This is a genomic window from Zhongshania sp. (genome assembly GCF_041584495.1).
GTDB lineage: Bacteria > Pseudomonadota > Gammaproteobacteria > Pseudomonadales > Spongiibacteraceae > Spongiibacter.
The window spans coordinates 1-3,886 of record NZ_JBFHDY010000193.1; the positions used below are offsets into that span (position 1 = coordinate 1).

The 3,886-nt window shown below is 52.3% G+C and carries 8 protein-coding genes; 7 read left to right on the top strand and 1 reads right to left on the bottom strand.

All coding sequences use genetic code 11. The features are described from left to right. Positions 1–206 precede the first annotated feature (206 nt). A complete protein-coding gene (locus ABYP33_RS17730; RefSeq protein ID WP_373092534.1) occupies positions 207–578 on the bottom strand; it encodes a hypothetical protein in 372 nt (123 codons plus the stop codon). 280 nt (positions 579–858) lie between these two features. Here ABYP33_RS17730 and ABYP33_RS17735 point away from each other — a divergent pair, with 280 nt between their 5' ends. The 7 genes from ABYP33_RS17735 to ABYP33_RS17765 all read left to right on the top strand — a co-directional run bounded on the left by ABYP33_RS17735 (position 859) and on the right by ABYP33_RS17765 (position 3,885). Next, the gene (locus ABYP33_RS17735; RefSeq protein ID WP_373092535.1) at positions 859–1,053 is read left to right on the top strand and encodes a hypothetical protein; all 195 of its coding nucleotides are present in this window, start codon (positions 859–861) and stop codon (positions 1,051–1,053) included. Between the two features lie 25 nt (positions 1,054–1,078). After that, the gene (locus ABYP33_RS17740; protein WP_373092537.1) at positions 1,079–1,576 is read left to right on the top strand and encodes a hypothetical protein; all 498 of its coding nucleotides are present in this window, start codon (positions 1,079–1,081) and stop codon (positions 1,574–1,576) included. A gap of 102 nt (positions 1,577–1,678) precedes the next feature. Next, complete coding sequence (locus ABYP33_RS17745) at positions 1,679–1,924, top strand: hypothetical protein (protein WP_373092539.1); 246 nt, start codon at positions 1,679–1,681, stop codon at positions 1,922–1,924. Positions 1,925–2,007: 83 nt separating this feature from the next. Beyond that, a complete protein-coding gene (locus ABYP33_RS17750; RefSeq protein WP_373092540.1) occupies positions 2,008–2,571 on the top strand; it encodes a hypothetical protein in 564 nt (187 codons plus the stop codon). A gap of 182 nt (positions 2,572–2,753) precedes the next feature. Next, positions 2,754–3,419 (top strand): hypothetical protein, encoded by a 666-nt coding sequence (locus tag ABYP33_RS17755; RefSeq protein ID WP_373092542.1) that lies wholly within the window; start codon positions 2,754–2,756, stop codon positions 3,417–3,419. Continuing rightward, the gene (locus ABYP33_RS17760; RefSeq protein ID WP_373092543.1) at positions 3,419–3,616 is read left to right on the top strand and encodes a hypothetical protein; all 198 of its coding nucleotides are present in this window, start codon (positions 3,419–3,421) and stop codon (positions 3,614–3,616) included. Before ABYP33_RS17755 ends, ABYP33_RS17760 begins: the two co-directional genes overlap by 1 nt. Continuing rightward, positions 3,613–3,885, top strand: a complete 273-nt coding sequence (locus tag ABYP33_RS17765; protein WP_373092544.1) for a helix-turn-helix domain-containing protein — start codon at positions 3,613–3,615, stop codon at positions 3,883–3,885. The genes ABYP33_RS17760 and ABYP33_RS17765 overlap by 4 nt, the downstream gene beginning before the upstream one ends. Position 3,886: the final 1 nt, after the last annotated feature.

Consider the following 3,886-nt stretch of genomic DNA (forward strand, 5'->3'; position numbering starts at 1 on the left):
CCTCCAACTCCACGCACCCGCGCATTCGGCCCCCCACCCCCACCCCTAGGCCCACTGATGCGCATACCCCCACCCCTCGATCCTCTGCAGCAATGGGGCGGGGGTGGAGCGGACCCAGGGTGCCGGCGGACCTGTGACAAATGTGACAGACATAAAAAAGGCCAGCGTATAGGCTGGCCCATTGGGTGAGGTGAGGCGGGGATGGGTTAGATGTGGATGCGCTCCCTTGCTTCTCGTGCCTGAGCGCGTACATAGCTGGCGTAGGCTTTGGATCGCACTCCCTTTAATGGTCCGCGCTTACGCTCGTGTGGGATTCTATCAACCCGGCTGCAGAATATACGGCGAATATTCTCGTCCACCTGATGACGCCGCGTGCCGTGGTCCGCGACGCAATAGACATAAATGCCGCGATAAGTGGCCCTGCAGGCGAACTGCAGACCGTGGCGCTTACTTATCTGCGCAACCATAGCGCGCTGTTGTTTGACGTAATCACGAGCGTCGGGGATTGATAGCGACTTATCCGCCCTAATGACGAACATGTCATTGGGTTTCATGTTTTTGAGTATCATTGTGTACATTGGGTTACTCCTGAATAGGTCGAAGTCAGATATTGTGACAGAAGATCCTAGGCTACATTAAACACAATTCGTTTTACTATTACTAGTAGTAAATGCTACCACTACTGAAACGTAATCTGTATCGATTTCTGTCACAGTGTCACATTTCCACCACCGAATCCCCGAATCCGCGCATCCGCGCACTAGCGAGCCAGCATAAAAAATATTTCCCGTTGATAGTTGACACACTAACCCAATGGGTATATATTCACTCCAACACTAACCGAAACGGAGAAGTAAGATGTCTGACAATACTGCAATACTTGCCGGCTACACTCGCGAGATTTACGCGGATACCGACACAGCGACGCACCACTTGTTCGTTAAACCCGGCGACTATCTCGATGGATCATTTCGCGCCTACGATGCCGATGAGGGTGAGTTTGTCCTTGTCGCGGGCTGGAATGTGACGATCGAAGATATAGCGCAACACTAACCCACTAACCAAAACGGAGCATTTAATGATGAAGCGTACTATTTTAACGATCGAGCAGCAGCACGCATTTTTGAGCGGTAATTGGCGCGCGCGTAGTTTCTGCCACAAGTGGAGCACTAACGGATACGGATCAAGCACGATACTTGACGCGGCCGGCGATAAAGTGTGCCGCGTCGGTGGTTGCGGGTTTGACCGTTTCGGCACGGCGCTGGGCGAGTGGATAACCGCCACATTTCCGCGCGAGCTTGCCGCGCTGGCTAAACGCGAGTGCAAAAAACCCTACGGCCCAGGCGAGATGTCCAAACGGTGGAAAAATAGCGATAGCTACTACGGGTTATTTTTGCGTGACGGAAAAGGCGCCGTGGACGGTGGTTGCGGATCGGATTGCATGCGCAAGATATTAGCGCGCATTGGATTTGAAATTACCATTGCTGGCCAGACCGAAAGAGCGCGCACCGGCGAGCAGTTTTTTATCGTGTCGCCTATATCAAAGCATACGCGGCGCGTTTACTTGAGCCGCTAACTTATCCCGTCTAGGTCTCGGGATCATTGCCCGCGCTGGTATAGGCGGGCACTTTTCACGAGCTGGAAAGCGGGCATTTTTAAACTGAGCGAGGGTTACAAAGTGCAGATTATCGAGGCATTCAAAGCGGTTGACGGCACTATTTTTGAAGATTACGACAAAGCAAAACGACATGACCTTGACTGTATAGGCGAGCTAATTGACGGCTTGTTATTAGTCGCGGTCCAAGCTACCGGCGGAAATGTCACGCGCATCGATCAACATAGGATGGCGCTGAAATTGTTAGAAAGCCGCGCGGACATTTTGCCCGATATCCAGAAACTAGCGCGGTATATAGAGGAGCAGTAAGGCAGTAATAGCCGCTGGATCGAATACCGGCGGCTATTGCGGCATTATTGCCGATACCAACTACCACAAACGGAGCACTAACAATGGACAGACTGGAAATCAAAGCATCTTATCTGCAGGCCGCGCAATTGTTCGCCGCCAAGAATGATCCGCGCTATTACCTCAAAGGGATATTGTTGACGCCGGAAAATGGCGGTCAGATCGTCGCCACCTGCGGTCATAAGATCATTGCAATACAGGATGATGAGCTGCAGGCACTGGCGGATCCTATCATCATCGAGCTGGGCGGACCGATCACAGGATATGCGGACATTGCCCGGATTGACGGACTAGACGACGGTCGCGGGATTGTAACCATGTATCGCGGCGGGAATATCGTCAAAACGGCGGCATGGTCCAAAGTTGACGCTAAATATCCGGACTATGAGCGGGTAATGCCACAACCGCACCGCGAATCAGCTGGCCTTGTTGGTGTGGGGTTCAATGCTGAATACATGGCGATATGTCAAAAGGCCGCCAGGTTAATCACAGGCAAAAAAGACACGTTCGTTAAATTGTCGTTTGGTGCGGTAGATACTGACATCATCACTGTATCATTCGGCGCCGAGAATGTCCGTATGGGCGTTATGCCTTGCCGCATTAAGTAAACCGGACCGCGCCGGGTTCACCGGCGCATCACTAACTGTAAGGGGTAAGGTAATGAAGATAATCGCGCACCACGGGGTAACTGGCCAGCATGCCGTTTACTGGTACAAGAAATCCCGCCACATTCACCGCGTAGAGTACGGCGCGGACATTATCGAAACACGGGATGGTCTGGAGGCGGCTCGTGAATTCGGCGAGCGTGTCCACCATCAAATCGAATGCGCTGGACGCATGGACCACAACGGAGAATCGTGAAATGAGAACCGTAGAGAAGGCAGTCTATAAATTCAACGAATTGTCCGATTCTGTTAAACAGCGGGTAATTTCAGAATGGCGCCAACACGATGAGTTTTTCGACGGTGGCGAGATCGTCGACACAATGAAAGCATTTGTTGATCAATTCCCTGTTGAGCTGGGTGATTGGGAACTAGGCGGGTATCGTGGGAAAGGTATCTGTTATACGGTACCGAGTTTTTCAGAGGATTACGGTACCGGCGAGGACTGCACAATCAAAGGACTGCGATTATGGAAGTATCTGATCAACAATCGCATATCAGTAGTGCGTGTCGCTTACGGCTCCAAGAAATTTGCGGACCTTCGGAATGTCGGTGATGAGTGTCCGTTGACCGGCATGTGTTGGGACTGCGACGTATTGGAGCCCGTCGTAGGGTTCCTAAAGAATCCGGCATCATTCGACGGCAACTGGCATGATCTAGTCGGCGAGTGCTTCTCGCACCTCGAATCAGCGTATGAGCGTGCATTAGAAGATTGGTGCAGCGAGGAGCGCATAATTGAAGATATCGAAGAAGCAGGCGATTATGAATTTTACGACGATGGGAGCATCTACTAATGGCTAAACGAATCATATTAGAACTACCCGGCGATATTCCTATGATCGAGATCCGCCGATTCTTAGTGGAACACGGTCTAGTGTTCCACCGATCGATCGATGAGCCAGGCGACGACTTAAGGGTTATCTGCCAGAAGAAGTGGGCACCGCGCATCGTGGAACAGCTGAACGGCCGGATAGTAGGAGAGAAGAAATGAGCGAAGAACAGGAGGAGCGCGGCATTGAGCGCGCCGACTTTATCGCCTGGCGTAAGCGCGTCGGGTTAACTCGGCAGGGTATGGCGGACTATATGGGCGTAAGCCTGTACGCCGTGATTAAGTATGAGAACGGGCAACGGGGAATCACCGGCGCGGCGGCTCAGTTGGTCCGCCTATTGTGGCAACTCGAAGCCATAGCGCCGGAGATTGCCGCGCACTGGCGGGGTGAGACTGCCCCATTGAAACCGTTGAAAGATGAGGCGGAGTAAC

Coding starts and splice junctions, on each gene's coding strand:
- ABYP33_RS17735 (WP_373092535.1), top strand. CDS start 859: ATGTCTGACAATACTGCAATACTTGCCGGCTACACTCGCGAGATTTAC.
- ABYP33_RS17730 (WP_373092534.1), bottom strand. CDS start 578: ATGTACACAATGATACTCAAAAACATGAAACCCAATGACATGTTCGTC.
- ABYP33_RS17750 (WP_373092540.1), top strand. CDS start 2,008: ATGGACAGACTGGAAATCAAAGCATCTTATCTGCAGGCCGCGCAATTG.
- ABYP33_RS17765 (WP_373092544.1), top strand. CDS start 3,613: ATGAGCGAAGAACAGGAGGAGCGCGGCATTGAGCGCGCCGACTTTATC.
- ABYP33_RS17760 (WP_373092543.1), top strand. CDS start 3,419: ATGGCTAAACGAATCATATTAGAACTACCCGGCGATATTCCTATGATC.
- ABYP33_RS17740 (WP_373092537.1), top strand. CDS start 1,079: ATGATGAAGCGTACTATTTTAACGATCGAGCAGCAGCACGCATTTTTG.